Origin of the sequence: Marinobacterium rhizophilum, assembly GCF_024397915.1 — a bacterium.
Classification (GTDB): Bacteria; Pseudomonadota; Gammaproteobacteria; order Pseudomonadales; family Balneatricaceae; genus Marinobacterium_A; species Marinobacterium_A rhizophilum_A.
Genome location: NZ_CP073347.1, coordinates 5,115,916 through 5,139,036 on the forward strand (window position 1 = coordinate 5,115,916; position 23,121 = coordinate 5,139,036).

A 23,121-nucleotide genomic window follows, 5' to 3' on the forward strand; every position below is an offset into this window, starting at 1 on the left:
CAGGCGAGGGTATATGGCAGATAAAATGGACGACAACATTATGCAGGATAGCCCGCAACGTCGGGCCTGCTCCAGGGTTTCCCCGGGGGCGCGATACCAGGGCGGCTTTATTATCACGATCGAGCTGATTCTGATCATTACGATACTGCTGATCGGGTCCATGGTGGGCATCGTGGCGGTGCGCGATGCGTTGTTTAAGTATTATGTCAGCCAGCAGTCGCAGGAGGCCTATGTGAGCGACGATGCTGGCGTCGTGCTGGGGAAGGCGGTGGGGTTCGATGAACATGAGGCCCCACGGATCTTTTATATCGATCGCACCCAGGAGCAAAACTACCGGGCGCTGATCGGTATCCGTGATGATCGTTTCACCGGTCGCGAGCCACTCTATTACGAGGGTAACAGCTGCCAGGGTGATCCGTGCATCAAATCGCCCAGTAACGAAAGTGCGGACAGTTCCGGCACCGATGGCATCGCCGGAACAGGCGCCGTGGGGTATATCTACGGACTGCAGGGCACGCCCACCTATGCGGTGGGGCGCGCACCGACGGGCCTGCCCGGGTTTTTATACCGCGAAACGCCCGCGCAATGCGCTGCATCGCCACAGGACATAGGGTCACGCTGGTTGTCACAAAAAGTGGTGGCCGGTGAGCCCTGTGAAAGCTATACGTTTGATGTTTCAAGTGAAGATGCCTTACTCGATTGTCTGGTCAATCCGCAGCTTAGCTGTGACTGTCCGTCGGGCTATACGGCACAAACCGATATTCTGGCGCAGGCGGAAGGCGCCATCGGTGTGAGTTATGACGGGCTGGTTAGCGACCTCGGACTGCCGGGACAAACGCCGCCCCGACCCGATATCGGCCAGATCTGTTGCCCGGATGATACTACGTTGCAGAATGATGGGCTGGTGAATACGGTGGCGTATTATCTGGTGCAGGAGACGCTTGCGCTTGTATCGGCAAATCTGCCGGCCGGTCTGGCCCAACAGTATGAGGATGCCCTGGCTTTACTGGTGACGCCGACGGCGCTGCAGTGCCGGGTTGAAATAGCGCTTAAGGCGGCCGAGTCGGTGGCCAGCCCCAATGACCCGGCCCTGAACGCCCTGGAGGGGCTGACGCCACCTTTTCGCATGAACCTGCCGATTGATGCTGGCGCGGACAGTTGGCAGCGTACCTTGCCCCACGGCGAAGGGCCGGTGCATTTTGCCCGTCCCTGAGGTCGACGGCAGGTTTGGGTCAGGCGCCTGGTGCCGTTGCCTGTTGCGACAGCGGTTTCAGGGCCAGCAGCCAGGCCAGCAGTACGGCCGCGAGGGCGCCGGCAAGGATCGTTTGAAAACCGATGCCAGGGTCGATCAGAAAACCCAGCAATGCCGGCGCAATGCCGGTGGAAAATACCATGCAGGCGCTAAGGGTGGAACGCACCCGCCCGAGATTTTCCCCGCCCCAGAGGCTGACCAGCAGGCTGTTGACCACCGGCTCCTGCATGTCTATGGTCAGGCCGCCGCCGATCAGCAGCAGCCAGATGCCGATATCACCGCCCAGCAGTTCCTTTTGATGTCGCAGCAGATACCCGTCTCCCGGCGTACTCATGCAGGCTCCCTATAAAGGCTGAACAGGCATAGTGTGGCTAATTGGCCCCCTGGCCATTGTGATGCTGGCCTTTGAGGCCGGGGCGGGTACTACTTTATACCAAGCGAGCGGGTGCAGTGACCGCTCGCTTGGGGACACTACGCCAAATGTCGCTGGATGTGCCGGGGAGTTCTGATATGGGGGACGCTGCGGTCGAACGAAAAATACCGGCGGCGATCAGGCCACCGGTATGTGCTGCAGGGCGGAACGTATCAGCGCGCAAGGTCAGATAGGATAATGACGGGGTCCAAGCTGTACGGTCATCCAGCGCAGCTCGGTGAATTCCTCGATCCCGGCCTTGCCACCAAAACGGCCGTAACCACTGGATTTGACGCCGCCAAAGGGCATCTGGGGTTCGTCGTGCACGGTGGGCCCGTTGATATGACAGATGCCCGATTCGATCTGGCCGGCAACTTTCATGGCGCGGGCGATGTCCTGGCTGAACACCGCCGCAGAGAGTCCATATTCGCTGTCATTGGCCACCCGAATAGCCTCGGCTTCGTCCTTGACGCGGATCAGCGCGACCATTGGGCCGAATGACTCTTCACGATACAGCTGCATATTTTCCTGTACGCCATCAATCAGTGTTGCTTGCATTATCACGCCATCTGCCTTGCCGCCTGACAGCAGGCGTCCACCCTTGTCAAGGGCATCATCCAGCAGGGCATTGAGCTTGAGGCCTGCCTCCTGGCTGACCAGGGTACCGAGCGCGTTTGTTGTGTCGTTCGGGTCACCCGCCTTGAGGGATTGAGCTTTTTTCGCCAGCTTTTCCGCAAAGGCATCGGCCACTGCGTCGACCACTACCAGGCGCTCGGTCGACATGCAGATCTGACCCTGGTTGAAAAAGGCACCAAAGGCGGCAGCATCAGCGGCAGCATCCAGGTCCGCATCCTCCAGTACCAGCAGTGGTGCCTTGCCGCCCAGTTCCAATAGCACCGGTTTAAGGAAACGCGCGGCTTTTTCCGCAATGATGCGGCCCACCTGTGTAGAGCCGGTAAAGTTTATGCGACGTACTGCCGGATGTTCGATCAGTGCTTCGACCACCTCGGCTGCCTGCTCCGGCGCATTGGTAATGACATTGACGATGCCATCACCCAGGCCCGCCTTGCTCAGCACTTCGCCGATCAACAGGTGGGTTGCCGGGCATTGCTCGGAGGCTTTCAGTATCACAGTGTTGCCGCAGGCCAGCGGGGTGGCGATGGCACGGGTACCCAGAATGATGGGCGCGTTCCAGGGGGCAATACCCAGCACCACGCCACAGGGAACACGAATACCCATGGCCAGGTTGTCGGGTACGTTGGAGGGGATGATGTCGCCGCCGATCTGGGTAGTCAGCGAGGCCGCTTCGCGCAGCGCCGAGGCCGCGATCATGACATTGAACCCGGCCCAGCCGGGGGTCGCACCGGTTTCGGCGACCATAGCCTCGATGAATTCAGCTTGGTGGGCCTCCATCAGATCAGCGGCTTTTAGCAGCTTGGCTCGGCGCTCCCCCGGGCTGGTGCTTGACCAGGCAGGGAAGGCCGCAGAGGCGGCATCGGCCGCTGCTTTGGCGTCAGCCACCGTGGCGGCAGCAGCCTGGGTTACCGCCTCGCCGCTAAGCGGGTTATGGCGCACGAAGGTGGCGTTGTCCTGTGCCTGGCAGTGTTGGCCGGCAATCAGCAGTGACAATCTGTTCATGACATCCTCGCAATTGGACATGGTTATTATGGTTTGCGGTCAGCTTGCACACTTCTGGCGCAGGTCCAGTGCGGACTGGTATACATCCTGGGCTGTTTCAAGACCCCGCTGCTGCAGTGTGTTGAGGTAATTTTGGGTGCCTTCCCTAAGGGGGATCGACCATTGCGCATCGTTGAGCGGATCGTCCATCACGCGAATGGTGTGCCCAAGGTCAATGGCCTCCTGACGGCCTTCTTCATCCAGTCGGTTAAAGACATTGCCGGCGGTCATGGCCCATTTCATGCCACTGTTGTTATCGATAACTGTTTTCATTTCGGGCGACAGGCTCTGGTAAACCCCCTTGTTCATGGTCGCCATTATGATGCCGGTGTAGTAGGGCACCTGCATGTGATAATTCGCCAACTCGTTGATGCGAAAAACCTTCATGGCTTCCCAGGGGAAGCTAAGGCCGTCGACTACACCACGCTGCATGGCGGAGTAAATTTCGGGCGCAGGCATTCCTACAGGCTGGGCTCCCATGCTTGACAGCATCTCACCGGCCACTTCACTGGGGCGGCGTATGCGCAGACCTTCCAGGTCTTTGGGTGACTGGATATCGGTGTCACGTGTATGCAGGTAACCGGGGCCCGTGGTGAACATAAAGAGGACATGGGTATCGCTGTATTCCTGCGCAATGGCCCCGTTATCGTACAGCGACTGCAGAATACAGGCGCCCTGGGGAGCGTCGCGGGCAACGCCCGGTAGCTGCACGATTTCCGACAGCGGGAAGCGACCTGCGGTATACCCCTGCAGTGTCACGCTGATATCGGCGATGCCGCTAACCACGGCATCGTAGGCCTTGTTGGACTTGCTTAACGTCTGCGAGGGGTAAATCTCCACCTGCAGTTCGCCGGCCGAAGCTTCCTGGACGCTCTGTGCCCAGGTTTCGAAAATTTCTTTTTGTACCGCTGAGGTTGCCGGCCACAGGTGTGCCAGACGCAGCGTGGTATCGGCAGTGGCGGTGATGCTCAGGCCCGTGATGGCGGCGGCGAGCAGGCAGCGGGAGAGGTTCTTCTTCATGCTGTTATCCTTGCTTTTGTTGTTGGTCAGGATGAGTGATTCAGTGCGATCTATAGGTGTGCTAGGGCTCGATGGTGGTGGTGGCGACTTCGATCAGCACCGGTTCCTGCATGCCAAGGGCCTGCGAAAACGCTTCTGTGAATGCTTCAGGAGAGCTCGCCTCAAGCGCTCGAACACCGTAACCCCTGGCCAGGGCGCAAAAATCCAGCCCGGGAACATCCAGTCCGGGAGAATCTTCGGCATCCAGCAAGCGAGAAAACCAGCGCAGTGCACCGTAGGTACCGTTTTTCAGAATGATAAAAATAGCCGGTACTCGGTACTGGGCGGCACTCCACAGGGCGGAGATGGCATAGTTGGCTGAGCCGTCGCCGATAATGCCGATGACACGTCGATCGGGTTGTGCCAGCTGCACGCCCACCGCAGCGGGCAGGCCAAAGCCCAGGCCGCCTGCGGCGGGAAAAAAGTAGCTGCCAGGGTGGCGCATTTCGACACGCTGCCAGAACGCAGTGACGGTGGAGGTGGACTCCTTCACGTAAATGGCATCCTCGGGTGCCAGCTCATTGATCAGGTCGAACAGGGTTTGCGGTGCCATCCAGTCGGCGCCATTTTCCTGGGGGGCAGGCTGAGCAACGGCCTGCGGACTGGGCAGTGCCTTTGGCTGCGGCCGCTGCTGTTGTTCAATCAGGGGGAGCAGTGCATCCAGCGTGGCATGAATGTCGCCGACCCAGGCATCGCCCATAGGAGCGCGGGCCGCTTCCTGGGCATCGCAGGTTAAATGTATCAGCTGGGCACCTGCGGGCAGGTAGGTACCCGGGGCGTACTGGTGGTAGCGAAATACCGGTGCCCCTACCACCAGAACCAGGTCATGCCCTTCCAGTCGCGCCGAAATCCCCGCAATTGCCGCTGGCAGTACTCCACGGAACGAAGAATGGCGTGTAGGGAATGGGCAGCGCGGCGCCGAAGGTGCAACCCAGACGGGCATACACAGACGTTCGGCCAGGGCAACGGCCAGCGCGTTGGCCTGGTACGCATCGACATCCGGCCCCAGTACCAGTATCGGGTTTTTCGCATCATTAAGGCGCTGTGCCAGGCGTGCAAGCTGTTGGGCCGAGGGCTGGCCGCTACTGCAGACTTCCCGTTGCGCCAACAGTGCCGAGTCGTCGCTGACCTCGCGTGCCCAGTCGTCATGGGGAATGGAAAGGTATACAGGTCCACGGGCCGGCAGGTTGGCGGTATGAATCGCCTGGCTCAGGGCGCGTGGTACATCTTCGGCGCAGGCCGGCTCGTAGCTCCATTTCACCAGTGGGCGGGGCAGTTGCACAGCGTCGACGTTGGTCAGCATCGATTCTACACCCACCATGGCGCGTGCTTGCTGGCCCGCGGTCAGCACCAGTGGAGAGTGGGAGTACCAGGCGTTGGTCAGCGCTCCCATGGCATTGCCGGTACCGGCTGCGGCGTGCAGATTGACCAGGGTCGTTTTGCCACTCGCAAGGGCAAAGCCGTCCGCCATACCGAGCACGACACCTTCATGCAGCCCCAGAATATAGCTAAAGTCTTCCGGAAAGTTGCGCAGAAAAGGCAGCTCGTTGGAGCCAGGGTTACCGAAAACGGTGGTCAGCCCCTGGTTGCGCAGTAAATCGTAAGTGGCGGAATGAACGGTAGCCATGTGTGTATCCCCGCGATATCAAGTCTGGAACCTAAACTAGCGAGCCAGTTAAAATAGATCAAATTGATAGTATTTTTTATAAAAATAGATACCATCTATATATGGCCCATATTGATCTCAACCTTATACGAACCTTGGTTAAGCTGTATGAAACGCGCAGTGTGACCCTTACCGCCGAGCAGCTGTATGTCACCCAGCCTTCGGTGAGTTACTCGCTGGCACGTTTGCGGGAGCTGTGTGCTGACCGGCTCTTTGTACGCACGCGTGACGGTATGGAGCCGACGGTGATTGCTGAGCAGCTTTATGTCACCTTTCAGCAATCATTGACCCAGATTGACGGCGCTATCAGTAGCCGGCGACACTTCGAGCCGGCACTGTCGGAGCAACGCTTTCGCCTGGCGATGACGGATTTGGGGGAGATGGCGCTGCTGCCGGTGATACTCAGGCATTTGCATGCCCAGGCGCCGGGCGTCGAGCTGGAAGTGCTGCCGCTGGAGATCGACAAGGTCGATGAGTGGCTGATAACGGGCAAGGTCAGCGCCGCAATCTGCAGTCGCCCGCTCAGTACGCCGGGTATTGAACGGCAGTTTATTGTCGCCGAGCGTTATGTCTGTGTAATCAATGAGCGTTACGCTCCTTCCCCGGACAGCTTGACGCTGGAGCAATTTATCCGTCAGCGTCATGCCGTGATTCCGCGATCCTCCGGACATGGTATGGCCGAGGACGTACTGGGCTCGTTGGGGATCCGCCGCAAGATCAGTTTGGTCGTGCCGCACTTTTCCATCCTGCCGGCTTTGTTGCGGGATAGCGATCTGATGGTGGTGCTGCCGTATCAGATCGCCTGCACCTTTGCTGCAAGCGTGCCACTTAAAGTGTACGAACTACCCTTCGAGGTGGCGCCATTTGATGTGGCGATTCATTGGCAGAGTCGCAGCGTAGCGTCGCCAGCGGAGCGCTGGTTCCGGAAGGCAATTATTGAGGCAGTGGGGGGCGGTGGCGACGATGACCCGGCCCGGGCGATGCTAAACAGTGAGAAAATGGCATAAAGTGCCGACCTAATATCATGAATCTATAGCCTTTTCTCCAAAGGCAGGTAGTATTTCATGCTACAGGCCGAAGCCTTCGCTAAAGCCGCTTTTTCCCAATAATCAAGCGCCCTTAGTCAGTTGCGCCCGCCCGCAGGAATGGAGTTACAGCATGGAAACCACGGCGATCCTGATTGCGTTGCCGGTCGTCGCGTTCATAACGGCCTGGGCCCTGGCCCGTTGGCGTGCCCAGGGTGAAAATCAGCAATTGCACAGGGAGCTGGAGCTGGCGCGGGCCGAGCTTTCCAGGCTTCAGGTCGCCCAGTCCGAGCAGCAGGTCACGATGAATGCGCTGGTGCGGGACAAGGCCGCGCTGGACATGGCCTGCGTGCGGCTGGAAACCGAGCGTAACGCTGCACAGCGGCAGCTCGAAGCGCTGCAGCAGACCAGCGCGGAGCAAAAAGCGGAGGTCAGCCAGCTGGGCGAGTCCTGGCGCCAGGCGCGGGAGACACTCCGGGGGACCCAGACCCAGCTGCAGGAAAAGCAGCAGGCACTGGATAACTACCAGCGCTGGTGGGAGGAGGCCAAAACCGAGCTTAAAGCCCTGGAATCCCGTTATGGCCAGCTGTCCAACCAGCACAGCGAACTGAAAACCTCGCTGGATGAAAAACAGCAGCATTTCGCCGCGCAGCTCAGGCTGCTGCAGGACAGCCGTGAAACTCTGAAAAAGGAGTTCGAGCAGCTGGCCACCGAAGTGCTGGAGCGCAAGGGCAAGGCATTCAAGGAACTGAACCACGAGAGCATCAGCAACCTGTTGAACCCGCTGCATACCGAGATGAAAGGCTTCAAGGCCAAGGTCGAGGATATCCACGCCCGGGATGCCGAACAGCGGGTACAGCTGCGCACCGAGCTGCAGAACATGCAAAAGCTCAACCGCGAGATCACCGACCAGGCCGACAAGCTGACCACCGCCCTGCGCGGGCAGAAAAAGGTGCAGGGTAACTGGGGCGAGCTGATGCTCGAGAATGTTCTGGATAATTCCGGCCTGCGGCTGGGCACGGACTACCGCCGTGAAGTCAGCTTTAACACCGAAGAGGGGCGTCAGCGCCCCGATGCCATCGTCTACCTGCCCCAGAACAAGCACCTGATCATTGATGCCAAAACGTCGCTGGTGGCCTACACCGAGTTCGTGAATGCCGACAGTGACCTGGTGCGCAGCCAGGCGATTGCCGCCCATGCCAGGGCGGTGGGGGATCGCATCACCGAACTGGCGGACCGCGATTACTTTCGTCTGCCGGGGTTGAATTCGCCCGAAGTGGTGGTCATGTTCATCCCCATCGAGTCTGCCTATGTCGAGGCGCTGAAGTACGATGACACCCTGTTCCAGCGTGCCATCGAGCGCAATGTGCTGGTGGCCACGCCAACGACGTTGCTCACCAGCCTGAATATCGTGCGTCAACTGTGGCGTTTTGAAGACCAGAACAAGCATACGGCGGAGCTGGCCAGCCGGGCCGAAAAGTTTTACAGCAAACTCAACGGTTTTCTTACCAGCATGCAGGGGGTGGGAAGTCAGCTCGACCGGGCGCGCCTGAGCTACGACAAGGCCTTTGGCCAGCTCTACAGTGGCAAGGGCAACCTGATCAAGCAGGCCGCGGAATTCAAGGATTTGGGCGTATCGGTACAAAAGGAACTCCCGGCCGACCTGGTGGAGCGCGCCAGCCTGGAGCTGGGCGATATACCGCGGGACGCCGAGGTAGTGGAGAAATAAGATATTTGGGCGACGCAACGGGTCAGGGTCCCTGGAGCATTTTCAGGTAGCCTTACGCTCTTTTCGCACCATGGCTGAACAAGAATATTTAAAGCATCTTAATTTCCAGTCGACTGGATCAAGGAGAGACTGCGATATGAAAATAGGCGTTCCAAGAGAGATTGAAGAAGGGGAAGCGCGCGTCGCGCTGACCCCCGAGGTGGCCCTGCAGCTACAGAAGCTGGGTTTTACGCTGGCGATCGAAGCCGGTGCCGGTGAGGCGGCCAGTTTTGACGACGACCAGTACCGCGAAGCCGGCGTCGAGATTGTCGAGGACCCGAAGGAACTGTGGCGTTCATCCGATATCGTCATGAAGGTGCGCCCGCCCAGCCAGCACCCGGAGCTGGGCTTTTACGGCGTCGAGCTGCTGGGCAAGGGCCAGACCCTGATCAGCTTCCTCTATCCTGCACAAAACCCGGAGATGCTGCAGGCGCTGTCCGAGCGCGGTGTCACGGCACTGTCGATGGACTCGGTGCCGCGCATTTCCCGCGCCCAGAAGATGGATGCGCTGAGCTCCATGGCCAACATCGCCGGCTACCGCGCGGTGGTCGAGGCGGCGCAGCATTTCGGCCGTTTCTTCACCGGCCAGATTACCGCCGCCGGCAAGATTCCCCCCGCCAAGGTGCTGGTGATCGGTGCCGGCGTGGCCGGCCTTGCCGCCATCGGTGCGGCCAAGAGCATGGGCGCCATCGTGCGTGCCTTCGATACCCGCCCCGAGGTGAAGGAGCAGGTCGAGAGCATGGATGGCGAGTTCCTGATGCTCGACTTCAAGGATGAGGACGGCAGCGGCCAGGGCGGTTACGCCAAGACCATGAGCCCCGAGTTTATCGAGGCCGAGATGGCGCTGTTCGCCGAACAGGCCAAGGACGTCGATATCATTATCACCACGGCGCTGATCCCGGGCCGGGCAGCACCGGAGCTGATCACCGAGGCCATGGTGGCGAGCATGAAACCCGGCAGCGTGATCGTGGATCTGGCGGCCGAGGCCGGCGGCAACTGCAAGCTGACCGTGGCCAACGAGGTGGTGGTCAAGCACGGCGTGACCCTGATCGGTTACACCAACCTGCCGAGCCGCCTGGCGGCCCAGGCCAGCCAGCTGTACGCCACCAACCTGCGTCACCTGTTGACCGATCTGTGCCCCGACAAGAACGGCGAGATTGTCGTCAACATGGAAGACGAGGTCATCCGTGGCGCCACCGTGGTGAAGGAAGGCGAGATCTCCTGGCCGCCACCGGCACCGCGCCTGTCGGCCGCCCCCAAGGCGGATATGGGCGCCAAGGCCCAGGCCGCGGTCGAGAAGGCCGAACCCAAGCCCGCGCACCCGCTGGCCTTCCTGGCACCGCTGGCCATTGCCGGCCTGGTGCTGTTTGGCCTCGGTGCCGTGGCGCCGCCGGCCTTTATCGGCCACCTCACGGTGTTCGTGCTGTCCTGCTTTGTCGGCTACATGGTGGTCTGGGGCGTGTCCCACTCGCTGCATACACCACTGATGAGTGTCACCAACGCCATCAGTAGCATCATCGTCATCGGGGCGCTGATCCAGATATCGAGCGACAGTACCCTGGTGGTGGTGTTGTCGACGCTGGCGGTGTTTATCACCAGTATCAATATCGTCGGTGGTTTCGCCGTGACCCAGCGCATGCTGCGCATGTTCCGCAAATAAGGGCCCCAAGATGACTACAGGTATCATCACAGCTTCATACATCGGTGCCAGCGCACTCTTTATCCTGGCCCTTGGCGGTTTGAGCCACCAGGAAAGCGCCCGGCGCGGCAACCTCTACGGCATGCTCGGCATGGGTCTGGCGCTGGTCGTCACCATCTTTGGCCTGGTTACCGACAACCGCTTCGCACTGATCGTCGGCATGCTGGCCGGCGGCGGCATTGGCTGGTATCTGGCGAAAAAGGTCGAGATGACCCAGATGCCGGAACTGGTGGCCATCCTCCACAGCCTGGTGGGCCTGGCGGCGGTGTTCGTCGGCTACGCCAATGCGCTGGATCACGCCAGTGCCATCAGCGGGGTGGAGAAAACCATCCACGATGTCGAGACCTATATCGGCATCCTCATCGGCGCGGTCACTTTCAGTGGCTCCGTGGCGGCCTACCTCAAGCTCAGCGCCAGGATCAGCGGCAAGCCGCTGCAGCTGCCCGGCCGGCACCTGTTCAACCTCGGCCTGCTGGTGCTGTCGGTGCTGTTCGCGATCTTCTACGTGCAGGGTTCCGCTGCCGGTGGTGGCCTGGTCTGGCTGGTGCTGATGACCCTGCTGGCGCTGACCTTCGGCGTGCACATGGTCATGGCCATCGGCGGTGCCGACATGCCGGTGGTGGTGTCGATGCTCAACAGCTACTCCGGCTGGGCGGCGGCGGCCATGGGCTTCATGCTCGGCAATGACCTGCTGATCGTGGTCGGTGCCCTGGTGGGTTCCAGCGGTGCCATCCTCAGCTACATCATGTGCAAGGCGATGAACCGCAAGTTCGTCAACGTCATCCTCGGCGGCTTTGGAACCAGTGGCAGCAAGGGTGGCGCCCCGGCGGGTCCGGCCGGTGAAGCCGGCGACGTGCACCCGATCGAGGCCGAAGAAGCGGCCGGTCTGCTGGAAGACGCCAGGGAAGTCATGATCCTGCCTGGCTACGGCATGGCGGTGGCCCAGGCGCAGCACACGGTGTACGAAATCACCAAGAAGCTGCGGGAGAAGGGCGTCAACGTGCGCTTTGGCATTCACCCGGTGGCGGGGCGCATGCCGGGGCACATGAACGTGCTGCTGGCCGAAGCCAAGGTGCCCTACGATATCGTCTATGAAATGGACGAAATCAACGCGGACTTCTCCAAGGTGGATGTGTCGATCGTCATCGGTGCCAACGACATCGTGAACCCGGCGGCGCAGGAAGTGCCGGACAGCCCCATCGCCGGCATGCCGGTACTGGAACCCTGGAAAGGCAAGACCACCATCGTGCTGAAGCGGGGCATGGCAACCGGCTACGCCGGCGTGGACAACCCGCTGTTCTACAAGGACAACACCCGCATGCTGTTCGGCGATGCCAAGGCCAGCGTGGACGGAATCCTGAAGTTCCTTAGCGCCTGATCCTGCTCGGCAAGCACAAAAAAGGGCAACCGGTGATCAAGCCGGTTGCCCTTTTTTATATCTGCCATTGCCTATATCGCTACGGCAGCGGGTTGTCTGTTCGGCTCTGTAAACGACAACACCTCGTCCCGAGTCAGGTAGCGCCACTGGCCGACGTCCACATCCAGCTGAACACTACCAATGCGCTCGCGATGCAGTGACAGCACCCGGTTGCCCACGGCGGCAAACATGCGCTTCACCTGGTGAAACCTGCCCTCGGTGATCGTCAGCAGCACTTCCTTCGGACTCACCACCTCCAGTGTCGCAGGCCGGGTCAGCTTCTGTTCGCCCTGCAGCTGCAGACCATCGGCAAACTTCTGGGCAACATCATCGGCAAGGGGGTAGCTCAGCCCCACGCGGTAGCGCTTGCTGCAGGCCTTGTCCGGCCGGATGATCTCGAACGACCAGCGGCCGTCATCGGTGACCAGTACCAGCCCCGTGCTATCGGCATCCAGGCGGCCTGCAATATGCAGCTCGCCGGGGTTCTGCACGTCGATGTGGTTGAAGATGGATGGATAGGCCTCGTCGACGTTGGAGCACAGGGTCGCGGCGGGCTTATGCAGCAGGATGTAGCGAAAGGGCCGTGCCGTCAGCCGCTGGCCCCTGAACATGACGGTATTGTTTTCATGCACCTGGGTGGCCGCATGAGTCACCACTGCACCATTTACGCTCAGCTCGCCACGGCTGATGGCGCGGGCGGCCTCGCATCGGCTGAGTTCGGTGCTTTTGCAAACAAATTTGTCCAGGCGCATGGCAGGCAACAGTGGGAATGGCAGGGAGGGGTATTATCCGGGGATGGCCGCGAGAAACAAGAGATGGCGCTGCCTGGCCCTTGGTCGGCTGGCTTAACGCTGTCACGGGGACGGCGCATAACCCGCAGGGCCTGCCCTGGCAAGCGCCCGGTTTCGCCGGGTTGGCAGGCGGGTTTCCAGCCATGTCCAGGGCGCGGTGGCCTGGTTATTGCTGCGTTTAGACGTACGTAATGTGGTGACCGGCGCCTTGTCGGCCAGCGTCATAATGCCGGCGTGTTTGGTGATGGATAATCAAACCTCAACGCACCGAGTCTGTTTGGGTACAATGTGCGCCCTTGGTGCCCGGGATTTGAATACTTACAGGAGCTTGGAATGACTTTTAATCTGACAATGATGCCGACGACTCTGGATGCGGGGCATCTTGGCCTTGCCGTGCTGGCACTGATTTTACTGATTTTGTGGCAGGCGAAGGGCACCCGCGGCACGGCCGACGCTGCTGATGCGAAGGCGTCGACCCCGGCACCAGCGGTCGCGCCTAAGGTGGCAAGCGCGCCTGAACCTGCCGCGCCCAGCAAGCCCGCGCCCCAGGCGGCGGCACAGTTGAAAGCCATCACGCCGGACACCGCGCTGCAGCTGTTATCCCTGTTGCAGCAGGAAGCGCGTTTTGTCGATTTCGTGCGTGAAGACCTGGGCAGCTTCTCCGATGCCGATATCGGCGCCGCCGCGCGCGTCGTGCACGAGGGGAGCCAGAAGGCGCTGAACAGCTACTTCACGCTGGAGCCGGTGCGCACTGAAGATGAAGAAAGTCGTGTCACCCTGGCCGAGGGCTTTAACGCCCAGGAAGTGCGCCTGACCGGCAATGTGGTGGGTACGGCACCCTTTACCGGCACCCTGGTGCACCGGGGCTGGAAAGTGACCGAGGTCAAACTGCCCAAGCTTGCCGCCGGCCATGATACCCGCGTGATCGCCCCGGCCGAGGTGGAGCTATGAGCAGCGAACAGAACAGCAATGCCAGCCGCTATGCCGTGGGCATTGACCTGGGCACCACCCACTGTGTGCTGTCCTACGTGGACCTGCAGGCGGCACAGGCGCAGCCCGATGCCGACCCGCAGCTGGAAGTCATGCCGATTCCGCAGCTGACCGCGCCCGGAACCATCGATGAAAAATGGCAGCTACCGTCCTTCCTTTACCAGGCCCATGAGTCGGAGCTGGGTGCGGACGAAATCGCGCTGCCCTGGGCGCAGGCACCGGTAATTGTGGGTACCCTGGCGCGGGATCTGGGCAGCAAGACCCCGATCCGGCTGGTGTCCAGCGCCAAGAGCTGGTTGTGCCACGGTGATGTCGATCGTCATTCTGCTTTCTTGCCGCTCAACAGCCCGGCCGAAGTACCCCGGGTTTCGCCGCTGGATGCCACCGGCCTGTACCTGGAGCACCTGCGCGAAGCCTGGGATTACTGGTACCCCGATACCCCGCTGAGCGAGCAGGATGTCACCCTAACGGTGCCGGCGTCCTTCGACCCCGCCGCGCGGGAGCTTACCGCCAGGGCCGCCAGCCAGGTGGGCTTTCGCCACCTGACACTGCTGGAAGAGCCCCAGGCCGCCGTGTACAGCTGGATCGAAGCCAGCAAGGGCGCCTGGCGTGATCAGGTGGGCCTGGGCGATATCATCCTGGTGGTGGATATTGGCGGTGGTACCTCCGACTTTTCCCTGGTGGCCGTGACCGAAAGCGACGGCAACCTGGAACTCAATCGTGTTGCGGTGGGTGATCATATCCTGCTTGGCGGCGACAACATGGATCTGGCCCTGGCCTATCGCATCAAGGCCAAGCTGGCTGAGCAGGGCACCCAGTTGCAGCCCTGGCAGATTCAGGGCATTACCCATGGCTGTCGCGATGCCAAGGAAGCCCTGCTGGCCAATCCGGAGCTCGATGCCATGCCAATCACGGTACCGAGCCGGGGCTCCAAGCTGCTCGGCGGCACCCTGCGCACGGAACTGACCCGCGAGGAAGTGCAGCAAACCCTGGTGGAAGGCTTTTTCCCCGAGGTCTCCATTGATGAGCACCCGGCCCAGCAAACCCGCAGCGCCCTGACCCGCATGGGCCTGCCCTATGCGCAGGACGCCGGCATTTCGCGCCACCTGGCGGCCTTCCTGAGCCGCCAGCACGACGCCGCCAGCGAGCTGTTCGAGACCGATGCGGGCAGCGCAGAGGGGGATGCCTTTATCCGCCCCACCCGGGTGCTGTTCAACGGTGGTGTTCTGAAGGCGCCGTTGCTGGCCGATCGCACCATGGCCATCATCAATGGCTGGCTGCGCGAGGCCGGATCCCCCGAGGCAACCCTGTTGCCGGGGCTGGATCTGGACCTGGCCGTGGCGCGCGGTTCGGCCTATTACGGCTCGGTACGCCGGGGCCAGGGCGTGCGCATCCGCGGCGGTATCGCCAGCGCCTACTACGTGGGTATCGAAAGCGCGATGCCGGCGATTCCGGGTATGGAGCCGCCGCTGCAGGCGCTCTGCGTGGCGCCCTTTGGCATGGAAGAGGGGAGTGAAGTGAGCGTGCCCGGGCTGGAGTTTGGCCTGGTGGTCGGCGCGCCGGTGCGTTTTCGCTTCTTCGGCTCCACCACAAGGCGCGAGGATGAAGCGGGCATGCTGCTGGATTACTGGGAGCCGCAGGAGCTCGAAGCGCTACCAGATGTCCAGGCGGAGCTGCCGCTGGAAGGGCGCACGCCCGGTGACGTGATCCCGGTGAGCCTGGCGTCCCGCGTGACCGAGCTTGGCACCCTGCGCCTGGAGGCCATCGCGCTCGACGGCAGCCAGCGCTGGCAGGTTGAACTGGACGTGCGGGAAGGGCAATAACACCGATGCAGTCTCCCCGCTTTATCGTTGGTATTGACCTGGGCACCACCCACACGGCGGTGGCCTATGCGGATATTAGCCAGGGAGCGGGTGCTGCCCGCCCAGCTATATTCGAGATCGAGCAGCTGGTGGCCCCCGGTGAGGTGGCGAAAAAGCCGCTGTTGCCATCCTTTCGCTATCACCCCACCGAAGGTGAGCTGGTGGCCGAAGACCTTTTGCTGCCCTGGCCCAAACCGGTATTGCCGGGCGAGCTGGAGCAGGTGGTGGTGGGCGAGTGGGCCCGGGAACTCGGCTCCCGGGTCGAGGGGCGCCTGGTCAGCAGTGCCAAGAGCTGGCTGTCCCACCCCCAGGTGGACCAGGGCGCGGCCATCCTGCCCTGGGCGGCGGCCGAGGGCGTGGCCAAGGTGTCGCCGGTGCTGGCCAGCGCCAGCTACCTGAGCCATGTGCGCCAGGCCTGGAACCACGAGCATCCCGCGGATCTGCTGGAACAGCAGGAAGTGGTGATCACGGTGCCGGCGTCCTTCGATGAAGGCGCACGGGCGCTCACGGTGGAGGCGGCGGCCATGGCGGGCCTGCCGGCGGTACTGCTGGTGGAAGAGCCCCAGGCGGCCTGTTACGACTGGCATGCGCAGAACCAGCAACAGGCCCTGGCGCTGCTCGAAAAGGTGCGTCTGCTGCTGGTATGCGATGTCGGCGGCGGCACCACGGACCTCAGCCTGATCAAGGTGGCCATCAAGGACGGCGCCCTGGTGCTGAACCGCGTCGGGGTCGGGGACCACCTGATGCTCGGCGGCGACAATATCGACCTGGCGCTGGCCCATACCGCCGAACAGCGTATTACCCGTGGCGGCAAGGCGCTGCGGGCGGCGAGCCTGGCCCAGCTGATCCAGCAGACGCGCAAGGCCAAGGAACGCCTGCTGCACGAAGAGGCGCCCGACAGCACCACCGTGACGGTGCTGGGTGTCGGTGCCTCCCTGGTCGGCGGTGCCAAGAGCTGCGCGCTCGGCCGGGACGATGTGCGCACCATCGCGCTGGATGGCTTCTTTCCCGTGACGCCGTTCAGTGATCGGCCACAGCAGCGGCGCAACGCCATGGTGGAATTCGGGCTGCCCTATGCCGCCGATGCCGCCATCAGCAAGCATGTGGCCGAGTTCCTGGCCCGCCACGGTTCTGCCTGTCGCGATGCCCTGGGGCTGACTGATCCCGCAGTCGATGCGGTACCCGATGCGGTGCTGTTCAATGGCGGCGTGTTCAACAGTGAGGCCATCAGTGCGCGCCTGCTTGACACCCTGCAGCTGTGGCGCGGCGAAACGGTACAGCAGCTGCACAATACCCAACCGGACCTGGCCGTGGCCTGCGGCGCCGTGGCCTATGGCCTGGCGCGGCGCGGCGCCCGGCTGAAGATCGGTGGGGGCTCGGCGCGCAGTTATTTCCTGCGCCTGGATGGCGCGGACGCAGCAGAGAACGCCTGTGTGCAGGGAGTCTGCCTGCTGCCCAGGGGCGCGGAGGAGGGGCAGGAGATTGTGCTCGGTGAGCGCCGCTTTGCGCTGCGCCTCGGTCAGCCGGTGCGCTTTCACCTGCTGTCATCCAGTGCCGATACGCCCTACCGGGCCGGTGAGCTGCAGCCGCTGGACGGTGATAGCTTTGTGGATCTGCCGCCGCTGATGGCCGCGCTGGAGCCGGGCGGCAGCCAGGGCGACAGTACCGAGGTGGAGGTCGAGCTGGTGACGCGCCTGACCGAGGTCGGCACCCTGAAGATCGAATGCGTGAGTCTGGCCGACAGTGCGCAGCGCTGGAATGTCGAGTTCCAGATACGCCGGGACCTGGCGCGTCAGCGTGCCGGCAGTGTCGCCCAGGCCGCGCTGCCGGCGGGGTTCGATGATGCCCGGGCGCTGATCGACGGCGTTTTTGGCCAGAGCAACAAGCAGTTTGACCCCAAAGCGGTCAAAACCCTGCGCAATGACCTGGACAAGATTCTCGGCAAACGTGACAGCTGGAGCACACCGCTGTTGCGGGCGCTGTTCGACGCCGTGCTGGAAGGCCAGACAAAGCGGCGTCGTTCCGACGCCCACGAGCGGGTCTGGTTCAACCTGGCGGGCTACGGCCTGCGGCCGGGATTCGGCTATCCGCTGGATGACTGGCGTATCCAGCAGGTATGGCAGCTGTACAGCCAGGGGCTGCAGTTCGACAAGGGCAACCCGGCCTGGAGCAACTGGTGGGTGTTCTGGCGCCGCGCCGCCGGCGGCCTGGATCAGCAGCAGCAACAGCAGCTGTTCGATGACATGGCCCGCTACCTGGACCCCGCCGTGCTGCGTAACCGCAAGCTTTTGGCTGAACTGCAGACCCGTGCCTACGACGACATGGTGCAGCTGGTGGCAGGGCTCGAGCGCCTGCCGGTGGACACCAAGATTCAGATCGGCAACTGGCTGATCAAGCGGCTGGAGAAGAAGGGCGAGCCGGCGACCAGCTGGTGGGCGCTCGGGCGGATCGGTGCCCGGGTGCTGTTTCACCGCAGCGCCCACAACGTGATTCCGCCAGAGGTGGCGACAACCTGGCTGCAGCGCCTGCTGAAGGAGGACTGGAAGAAGAACCAGCAGATCGCCTTTGCGGCGGTGATGCTGGCACGCCTGTGCGGTGATCGCAGTCGTGACCTGGAGCCGCAGGCGCGGGACAGGGTCATCGCCAAGCTGAAGGACGCCAGGGCACCCGCACTCTGGATTGAGCTGGTGGCCGAAGCCCGTGAACTGAACGAGGCCGAAACCCAGATGATCTTCGGTGAAAAGCTGCCATTGGGGCTGACGCTGATCGACTGACCGTCGCTGGGGCCAACGCAGAACTCCATGCCCATGCGCTGGCACTGCTGAATGGCTGAGGTGTGTGCCAGCCTTCTGAAGGTTGGCTTTTTGAATTGAGGGCCGGCGGCTGCAGGCTGGCCCATTATTCAGAGCATTCGGCCTGCGGGGATTACTGCAGTGTTTCGCGCAACGAGTCTACCAGTGTTAGCAGGGTGTCTCTTGCAGGGCCCGGCGGCAGTCCCTGGAGGATGTTGCTGCGGGCATTCAGTATGGGGGCCGCAGCACTGCGAATCTGCAGCAGTTTGTCTTCATTGGTACGCAGCCTGGCTTCAAGCTCTGCAACATTCTGTGCCGCGTCTGGCGGGACTTCCTGTTCATGCAGCTGGACATAGCCATTGAGTGCCGCAAGCACCAGCGAGAACGCCATGAAAACGTACGAGGCCTGCAGGATACCCTTGCGCGGAGTCCCTTCACGTTTTTGCTCGGCCTGCAAAACACCGAACACCAGCAACAGGGTAATGGCGCAGAGCCCCAGCACCCCAAACTCCAGGGCCTTGAGCGCGAAGTCATTCATTTAGCGTACCCTCCTCTCCTGATCGATGCAGAGTTAATCCTGGTTCAGCGGCACCTCGCCAAAGCGGGTTTGATCCGCTTCAGACTGCAAATGTATCCGCGTTGTCGGTTCTATTGATGCGGGGTCGTGGATATCCGGATTAAAACTCCACAGGGTTGGCCAGGCCAGGCGATTGCCAAAGTGGCGTTCGGCTATTTCCTCAAAGCCCGTCGCGGCGGCCGCGACTTCACGGGCACGAAACCAGATGACGGTGCCGGCGGCAACTGCGCCGTTGAACTGGATCTCGGGGTTTAACCGGGCCAGTGCCGCAGCGTCGATGCCCCGCTCAGCCAGGCTGTTATCCCGGATAATATCGGCAGCCGAGCTTGCGCTGGTCAGCCGGATAAAGGTCGCGGGCCTTGGATTAATGACAACGTCTATCTCGTCGAAATTGGCCGCGTCGCCTGCGCGCACAGTCACGGTTCCAGCCGTCGTGCCGGGGGTCAGGACGCCGCCGGGCGTTATCGTGCAACCGAGGTCCGGCGAACGGATACTGAAGGTGGGTGTTGCCGGTTGCCCCTCGGTATCGACAGTGATCGTGGTGGTGTCCACTGCCGGGGGCGAGCCCCCGGGAGGCGTGGGCAATGACATGCGTATGGCGGCCGGCGTGGCGCGACAGCGGCGAAATAGGGTGGGTCCCGCGTAGTCCTCGACGATTTCCTGGTTGATGCCGCTGGCATTGGCGCTGGTGACGGCCTTGAGCCGGTTACTACGCTCTTCGATGGCGCGTCTGTGTGTTGTGGAGGCGACGGCGGTTGCACCGTAGGTTAGGGCCGGGAAGCTGAGGTTGCGGAAATCCTGGGTCGCTGTCAGTGCCTGGGGCAGGGAATCGCTGGGCGACGGGTTTGACGCATTGGTGACAAACGGACGTGCATCGGTGGAATCGGACCAGGTGACGTGATCGGGTGCAACCATTGTCCCCGAAGCATCCAGGTCCCAGCCGGCGCTAGCCGAGTTCGGGTTGTTGACCCTGATTCTGATCCTGCCGAGCGTGCCGGAAAGATCAAGCCGGCTGCCGCGTGCGGCTGCGAACCGTTCGTTGACATGGGAGCGTTCCAGTGCGCCCTGGCCACCTGCTGGCGATGTAAAGGTGTGGGTGAAGTCGCCGCCGTAGAACCCCGGGGTAGCACCGGTGGATGCGCTGGTACGGGTAATGCCGGACGGAATCGCGTTGAAATTAAACGGCGCCGTTGCCGGCGTGGTGCTGGTGAGCGTGGCCCCTCCGGGCCCGGTGGCATTCTGGCTGGCCTCTATGTGCGCGCTGCCGCCAGTTTGAGCGGCCGAGACGGTGATGACGCCAGTGGTGCTGTCGACGGTCGTGCCCGTCGCGATGGCCGCGTTGTCGCCGACAATGGAGATTGTCACGCCCGAGGCGTTGGCGGGTCTCTTGCTGGCAGTGAACGTCAGCCCGGCCGCCGGCGGTACCGTCACCCGGGCATGATTGACGGATACACCGGTCAGGCCGACCAGGGCCGCGACCTGGCGAAAGAGCGCGCTCGGTGCTGCGGTGTCTGGGGCAGGGGAGGGGCCAGGCGGTGCTTGCGACGCCCTGGTCGCGTGCCGCTCTGCAGCCTCGGTCGGTGTACTGACCCGCAGCGCGCCAGAGGGTGCCGGCACCCCCACTGGATGCGCCGCCGCGTGGCTCAGTTCGTGTGCGATCAACTGCCGGCCCTGCCGCGACACTGGATCGAAGCGGCCCTGTGCAAAGACGATCTGCCGGCCCACCGTGTAGGCATCCGCCGCAACTGCATCCGCAGACGCTGCTGCGCGCTTGCCTGTGTGGACGCGCACGTCGGTAAAGTCGTGCCCCAGGCGTGCCTCCATGTCCTGTCGCACCTCGGCCGGTATCGGTTGACCCTGCCCCCGCAGCACCTCGTGCACGATTTCCGGCGCAATCAGGGGGCCGGCGCCTGCCGCGTGGCGGTGTAGTACACCGGCAGCCTGCACACTGCTAAAAGGCGCTTGCGAATGCGAGCGCTCCCCAGCGACATCCCAGCCGCCATGGCGTGTGGCGTGGGGCATTCTTGCAGCGGCGTCGGGCTTGACCGGCTGCTCCTTGAAAAGGTGTTGTAATGCTTCGCTGCTGGTTGCGCGCAGCGCACTGAGGATGTCGCTTACCTGGTGGCACTGGCGCAGATGCTTGCGTCGGGGGAGCGCAGGCGTGATCGCGGGCGTCGGCCGAGATCCTTTCGGTGTCTGTGCATGAGTTCGCATCGCTGAACGCCTCCCTGTCGGTTGATCGTCACTCGCCCGGCGACATGCCTATCAGATTTAAAGCGTAGCTGGTCGTCCGGGTTGATGCGATTGCCAGGCTCCAGTGCGAGCGCTCGGTTTTCAGGGCCTGTGCGAGCGGTGGCAGGTCTGCCACCGCCGGATCTCTGCCTGGATGTGATATCCAGGTGGCGGTGTTGTTGGCTGGGTTACTAGCCGCGGCAAGGTGCGTGGGGTCATTGTCATGAAAATAGCCTTTAAATTGACCGTTCGAGCCGATAAAGCCTGCTTGATGCTGGACTAAACCAACCGGTAGGTATATGGTGTCCTCCAGTTGAATCTTGATCACCCTTGGCAAGGAGTCATACTTAATGAAATTCCAGCGCACCCTGATCACCGCTGCCGTTATGGCGGCGACCTCCCTGAGCCTGCAGGCCAATGCCGCCGGTTCCGGCCTGTTCGACGACGATAGCCTGTCGGCGAGTTTCCGTACTTTCTACTTCAACCGCGACAAGGAAACCGGCGCCGATGCCGAAGCCCTGGGTCAGGCGCTGCGCCTGGATTACCAGTCTGGCTACGCCAACGGCCTGATCGGCTTTGATGCTTCCCTGTTCTCCGTCGCCAAGCTGTCCGGTGATCGCGGCGAAGGCGGTACGGGCGTGCTGCAGACCAACGCTGACGGCTCCCAGGATGGCTACACCAAGCTGGGTCAGGCTCTGGTAAAAATGAAGCTGGGCGAAAACGCCGAGATCAAGGCCGGTCGCATGGTGCTGGATACGCCGCTGTTCAATGACTCCGACTCCCGTGCCACACCCAGCGCCACCCAGGCTGTGCTGGCCACCGCTGAATTCAACGGTGTTGAGCTGTACGGTATCTGGTCTGACAAGGCCAGCTCCAAGACCGAAGATGACTTCGAGTCCTATGTCGACAGCAATGGCAACGACTACGAGGTGATCGTGGTGGGTGGCGGTTACAGCTTTGACAACGGCCTGGCCGTTCAGCTGGCCTACGGTGAAGCCGACGACGTGCTGCAGCAGAGCTACGTGAACGCCAGCTACCCGATTCAGCTGGGCGAAAAAACCGAGCTGATGCTGGACCTGCACCACTACCACGGTGAAGCTGATGGCGCCGGCGCTCTGAGCACCGTGGGCCCGGATTACGAAAGTGACCTGACCAACATTGCTGCCCGCCTCAAAGTCGACAACCTTAAGCTGACCCTGTCCTACCAGGCAGTAAACGGCGACGAGTACGAAGAAAGCTGGGATGGCTTCAGCCACGATGACAACGGCCTGAGCAGCTGGAACTCCGTACAGCGGCTGGATTTTGACCGTGCTGACGAGCAGTCCTGGCAGGCACGGGTGGATTATGACTTCAAGGCCGTTCCGGGCCTGGCATTCATGACCCGTTACACCAGCGGCGACAATATCGATGCCGGCGGCGGTGTTGAAGGCAAGGAATGGGAACGTGATGTTGAGCTGAAGTACAGCTTCCAGTCGGTCGAAGGCCTGTCGCTGCGCTGGCGCAACGCCCACGTCAAGTCTACCGAGACGTACAACTCCGACGAAAACCGCCTGATCCTGAACTACACTGTCGCGATCCTGTAACCGCGCGGCTGGGCTAAGCCCCTTTTTCAGGCCTGTATGCTATTTCCCCGGCGTACAGGTCTTCTTCGTTTCTGGGGTGGAGGTTGGCATTCGTTATTCGTAATTCGTAATTTGTTATTCGTAAATGGTTATTCGTTATTCGTTATTCGTTATTCGTAATTTGTTATTCGTAAGTGGTAGTTCGCTGTTCGTGGTTCGCAAAACTGTTGATCACCAATCACCAATCACCAATCCCAATCCCAATCCCAATCCCAACCCCAACCCCAACCCCAACCCCCAACTGCATCCCGCATGGTCTTTCGGTGCGTCCGTCCGATGG

17 protein-coding genes are annotated in these 23,121 nt (G+C 61.8%); 9 read left to right on the forward strand and 8 right to left on the reverse strand.

Features of this window, described 5'->3' with window-relative positions:
• The first annotated feature begins 13 nt into the window (after positions 1 to 13).
• The gene (locus KDW95_RS23095; RefSeq protein WP_255854102.1) at positions 14 to 1,213 is read left to right on the forward strand and encodes a hypothetical protein; all 1,200 of its coding nucleotides are present in this window, start codon (positions 14 to 16) and stop codon (positions 1,211 to 1,213) included.
• Positions 1,214 to 1,232: 19 nt separating this feature from the next.
• Here the strand turns inward: KDW95_RS23095 and KDW95_RS23100 are convergent, their stop codons facing one another.
• The 4 genes from KDW95_RS23100 to mdlC form a co-directional block, all read right to left on the reverse strand.
• Positions 1,233 to 1,586 (reverse strand): hypothetical protein, encoded by a 354-nt coding sequence (locus tag KDW95_RS23100; RefSeq protein ID WP_255854103.1) that lies wholly within the window; start codon positions 1,584 to 1,586, stop codon positions 1,233 to 1,235.
• 264 nt (positions 1,587 to 1,850) lie between these two features.
• Positions 1,851 to 3,302 (reverse strand): aldehyde dehydrogenase, encoded by a 1,452-nt coding sequence (locus KDW95_RS23105; RefSeq protein WP_255854104.1) that lies wholly within the window; start codon positions 3,300 to 3,302, stop codon positions 1,851 to 1,853.
• Between the two features lie 39 nt (positions 3,303 to 3,341).
• Entirely contained in the window at positions 3,342 to 4,361 is a 1,020-nt protein-coding gene (locus KDW95_RS23110; protein ID WP_255854105.1) for a TRAP transporter substrate-binding protein, read from the reverse strand.
• A 61-nt stretch (positions 4,362 to 4,422) separates the two neighbouring features.
• Positions 4,423 to 6,027 carry a benzoylformate decarboxylase gene (mdlC, locus tag KDW95_RS23115; protein WP_255854106.1) on the reverse strand — a complete coding sequence of 535 codons (1,605 nt, stop codon included), beginning with the start codon at positions 6,025 to 6,027 and terminating at the stop codon, positions 4,423 to 4,425.
• A 101-nt stretch (positions 6,028 to 6,128) separates the two neighbouring features.
• On the opposite strand from mdlC, the gene KDW95_RS23120 reads away from it, so the two are divergent.
• The 4 genes from KDW95_RS23120 (at position 6,129) to pntB (ending at position 11,936) form a co-directional block, all read left to right on the forward strand.
• On the forward strand, positions 6,129 to 7,073 hold the full coding sequence (locus KDW95_RS23120) for a LysR family transcriptional regulator (RefSeq protein ID WP_255854107.1): 945 nt from the start codon (positions 6,129 to 6,131) through the stop codon (positions 7,071 to 7,073).
• A 151-nt stretch (positions 7,074 to 7,224) separates the two neighbouring features.
• Entirely contained in the window at positions 7,225 to 8,820 is a 1,596-nt protein-coding gene (gene rmuC / locus KDW95_RS23125; protein ID WP_255854108.1) for a DNA recombination protein RmuC, read from the forward strand.
• Positions 8,821 to 8,956: 136 nt separating this feature from the next.
• Positions 8,957 to 10,519 (forward strand): Re/Si-specific NAD(P)(+) transhydrogenase subunit alpha, encoded by a 1,563-nt coding sequence (locus KDW95_RS23130; RefSeq protein WP_255854110.1) that lies wholly within the window; start codon positions 8,957 to 8,959, stop codon positions 10,517 to 10,519.
• A gap of 10 nt (positions 10,520 to 10,529) precedes the next feature.
• A complete protein-coding gene (gene pntB, locus KDW95_RS23135; RefSeq protein ID WP_255854111.1) occupies positions 10,530 to 11,936 on the forward strand; it encodes a Re/Si-specific NAD(P)(+) transhydrogenase subunit beta in 1,407 nt (468 codons plus the stop codon).
• 71 nt (positions 11,937 to 12,007) lie between these two features.
• Here the strand turns inward: pntB and KDW95_RS23140 are convergent, their stop codons facing one another.
• Positions 12,008 to 12,727 carry a pseudouridine synthase gene (locus KDW95_RS23140; RefSeq protein ID WP_255854112.1) on the reverse strand — a complete coding sequence of 240 codons (720 nt, stop codon included), beginning with the start codon at positions 12,725 to 12,727 and terminating at the stop codon, positions 12,008 to 12,010.
• A gap of 372 nt (positions 12,728 to 13,099) precedes the next feature.
• On the opposite strand from KDW95_RS23140, the gene KDW95_RS23145 reads away from it, so the two are divergent.
• The 3 genes from KDW95_RS23145 to KDW95_RS23155 are packed head-to-tail and all read left to right on the forward strand — an operon-like array spanning position 13,100 to position 18,392.
• Positions 13,100 to 13,717: a DUF2760 domain-containing protein gene (locus tag KDW95_RS23145; RefSeq protein ID WP_255854113.1), complete on the forward strand. Its 618-nt coding sequence runs from the start codon at positions 13,100 to 13,102 to the stop codon at positions 13,715 to 13,717.
• Positions 13,714 to 15,579 (forward strand): Hsp70 family protein, encoded by a 1,866-nt coding sequence (locus tag KDW95_RS23150; protein ID WP_255854114.1) that lies wholly within the window; start codon positions 13,714 to 13,716, stop codon positions 15,577 to 15,579. The genes KDW95_RS23145 and KDW95_RS23150 overlap by 4 nt, the downstream gene beginning before the upstream one ends.
• A 5-nt stretch (positions 15,580 to 15,584) precedes the next feature.
• A complete protein-coding gene (locus KDW95_RS23155; RefSeq protein ID WP_255854115.1) occupies positions 15,585 to 18,392 on the forward strand; it encodes an Hsp70 family protein in 2,808 nt (935 codons plus the stop codon).
• 151 nt (positions 18,393 to 18,543) lie between these two features.
• On the opposite strand, the gene KDW95_RS23160 is transcribed toward KDW95_RS23155, so the two are convergent.
• The 3 genes from KDW95_RS23160 to KDW95_RS23170 are packed head-to-tail and all read right to left on the reverse strand — an operon-like array spanning position 18,544 to position 21,586.
• Positions 18,544 to 18,948 (reverse strand): hypothetical protein, encoded by a 405-nt coding sequence (locus KDW95_RS23160; protein WP_255854116.1) that lies wholly within the window; start codon positions 18,946 to 18,948, stop codon positions 18,544 to 18,546.
• 33 nt (positions 18,949 to 18,981) lie between these two features.
• The gene (locus KDW95_RS23165; RefSeq protein ID WP_255854117.1) at positions 18,982 to 21,201 is read right to left on the reverse strand and encodes an eCIS core domain-containing protein; all 2,220 of its coding nucleotides are present in this window, start codon (positions 21,199 to 21,201) and stop codon (positions 18,982 to 18,984) included.
• A gap of 28 nt (positions 21,202 to 21,229) precedes the next feature.
• On the reverse strand, positions 21,230 to 21,586 hold the full coding sequence (locus KDW95_RS23170; protein ID WP_255854118.1) for a hypothetical protein: 357 nt from the start codon (positions 21,584 to 21,586) through the stop codon (positions 21,230 to 21,232).
• Here KDW95_RS23170 and KDW95_RS23175 point away from each other — a divergent pair.
• Entirely contained in the window at positions 21,570 to 22,802 is a 1,233-nt protein-coding gene (locus KDW95_RS23175) for an OprD family outer membrane porin (RefSeq protein ID WP_255854119.1), read from the forward strand. The two genes, KDW95_RS23170 and KDW95_RS23175, sit on opposite strands and share 17 nt — an antisense overlap.
• Positions 22,803 to 23,121: the final 319 nt, after the last annotated feature.

What these genes read in the sequence shown, in the direction of transcription:
- pntB (WP_255854111.1), top strand. Translation starts at nt 10,530, where the DNA reads ATGACTACAGGTATCATCACAGCTTCATACATCGGTGCCAGCGCACTC.
- mdlC (WP_255854106.1), bottom strand. Translation starts at nt 6,027, where the DNA reads ATGGCTACCGTTCATTCCGCCACTTACGATTTACTGCGCAACCAGGGG.
- KDW95_RS23110 (WP_255854105.1), bottom strand. Translation starts at nt 4,361, where the DNA reads ATGAAGAAGAACCTCTCCCGCTGCCTGCTCGCCGCCGCCATCACGGGC.
- KDW95_RS23130 (WP_255854110.1), top strand. Translation starts at nt 8,957, where the DNA reads ATGAAAATAGGCGTTCCAAGAGAGATTGAAGAAGGGGAAGCGCGCGTC.
- KDW95_RS23150 (WP_255854114.1), top strand. Translation starts at nt 13,714, where the DNA reads ATGAGCAGCGAACAGAACAGCAATGCCAGCCGCTATGCCGTGGGCATT.
- KDW95_RS23175 (WP_255854119.1), top strand. Translation starts at nt 21,570, where the DNA reads ATGAAATTCCAGCGCACCCTGATCACCGCTGCCGTTATGGCGGCGACC.
- KDW95_RS23160 (WP_255854116.1), bottom strand. Translation starts at nt 18,948, where the DNA reads ATGAATGACTTCGCGCTCAAGGCCCTGGAGTTTGGGGTGCTGGGGCTC.
- KDW95_RS23100 (WP_255854103.1), bottom strand. Translation starts at nt 1,586, where the DNA reads ATGAGTACGCCGGGAGACGGGTATCTGCTGCGACATCAAAAGGAACTG.
- KDW95_RS23105 (WP_255854104.1), bottom strand. Translation starts at nt 3,302, where the DNA reads ATGAACAGATTGTCACTGCTGATTGCCGGCCAACACTGCCAGGCACAG.
- KDW95_RS23095 (WP_255854102.1), top strand. Translation starts at nt 14, where the DNA reads ATGGCAGATAAAATGGACGACAACATTATGCAGGATAGCCCGCAACGT.
- KDW95_RS23120 (WP_255854107.1), top strand. Translation starts at nt 6,129, where the DNA reads ATGGCCCATATTGATCTCAACCTTATACGAACCTTGGTTAAGCTGTAT.
- KDW95_RS23140 (WP_255854112.1), bottom strand. Translation starts at nt 12,727, where the DNA reads ATGCGCCTGGACAAATTTGTTTGCAAAAGCACCGAACTCAGCCGATGC.
- rmuC (WP_255854108.1), top strand. Translation starts at nt 7,225, where the DNA reads ATGGAAACCACGGCGATCCTGATTGCGTTGCCGGTCGTCGCGTTCATA.
- KDW95_RS23165 (WP_255854117.1), bottom strand. Translation starts at nt 21,201, where the DNA reads ATGCGAACTCATGCACAGACACCGAAAGGATCTCGGCCGACGCCCGCG.
- KDW95_RS23145 (WP_255854113.1), top strand. Translation starts at nt 13,100, where the DNA reads ATGACTTTTAATCTGACAATGATGCCGACGACTCTGGATGCGGGGCAT.
- KDW95_RS23155 (WP_255854115.1), top strand. Translation starts at nt 15,585, where the DNA reads ATGCAGTCTCCCCGCTTTATCGTTGGTATTGACCTGGGCACCACCCAC.